The sequence below is a fragment of the Roseovarius aquimarinus genome (assembly GCF_043661195.1).
Classification (GTDB): Bacteria; Pseudomonadota; Alphaproteobacteria; order Rhodobacterales; family Rhodobacteraceae; genus Roseovarius; species Roseovarius aquimarinus.
Genome location: NZ_JBIHMM010000013.1, coordinates 1 through 931, shown reverse-complemented (window position 1 = coordinate 931; position 931 = coordinate 1). Strand labels below are relative to the sequence as shown.

The window sequence follows — 931 nt, the reverse complement described above, 5'->3', positions numbered from 1 at the left end:
CTCGCATTATATCGGTATTTCTCGATATATGGATAATAACTCCGCTCTTGAGGCCTTCGCTGCCCTAAGCCAGCCGACGAGGCTCGATGTGTTCCGCCTGCTCATCAAGGCCGGTGAAGCGGGCATGTCTGCGGGCGACATTGGCGAGACCCTTGGCGTGCGCCAAAACACGATGTCGGCCAACCTCTCGATCTTGGCCCGCTCGGGTCTGATCCGAAGCGCGCGGGAAGGCCGCAGCATTCGCTACTTTGCGGACATGGACGGTGTGCGCGGTCTGCTGGCGTTCCTGATGGAAGATTGCTGTGCCGGCCGTCCTGAACTGTGCCAGCCCGTCATCGACGCGATTGCCTGCCCCCAATCATAGGAAGACTGCCATGGCCAATACCTCACTTCCCGCCGCGGCGGGTCTGGGCACCTTCGAGCGCTGGCTCTCAATCTGGGTGGCGCTCGCCATCGGCGCGGGGCTTCTGCTGGGCAATCTTTTCCCAGGTCTCTTCGGCGCGCTTGCTGCGCTGGAGATCGCGTCCGTCAACCTGCCTGTAGCAGTCCTGATCTGGGCGATGGTCTATCCGATGATGGTCGGCGTGGATTTCGGCTCGCTGGCCCGCGCCGGGGACAAGCCGAAGGGTCTCGTGGTGACGCTAGTGGTGAACTGGCTCATCAAGCCCTTCACGATGGCGGCGCTCGGCGTTCTGTTCTTCAACTATGTCTTCGCGGGGCTGATTCCGCCGGACGACGCGCAGGCCTATCTGGCGGGGGTGATCCTGCTGGGGGCGGCGCCCTGCACGGCGATGGTGTTTGTCTGGTCGAACCTGACGCGGGGGGACGCGACCTACACGCTGGTGCAGGTAAGCGTGAACGACGTGGTCATGGTCTTCGCCTTTGCACCGATCGTCGCTTTCCTTCTTGGCGTGACGGACATCGTCGTCCC

2 protein-coding genes are annotated in these 931 nt (G+C 62.6%); both read left to right on the top strand.

Annotation, left to right across the window (positions count from 1 at the left end; all coding sequences use genetic code 11):
• The first annotated feature begins 28 nt into the window (after positions 1 to 28).
• Positions 29 to 364 (top strand): ArsR/SmtB family transcription factor, encoded by a 336-nt coding sequence (locus tag ACGRVM_RS16370; RefSeq protein ID WP_377171356.1) that lies wholly within the window; start codon positions 29 to 31, stop codon positions 362 to 364.
• Positions 365 to 374: 10 nt separating this feature from the next.
• Positions 375 to 931: arsenic resistance protein (locus ACGRVM_RS16365; protein WP_394624075.1), on the top strand; the 557-nt coding region annotated here is incomplete at its 3' end.

Coding starts and splice junctions, on each gene's coding strand:
- ACGRVM_RS16370 (WP_377171356.1), top strand. CDS start 29: ATGGATAATAACTCCGCTCTTGAGGCCTTCGCTGCCCTAAGCCAGCCG.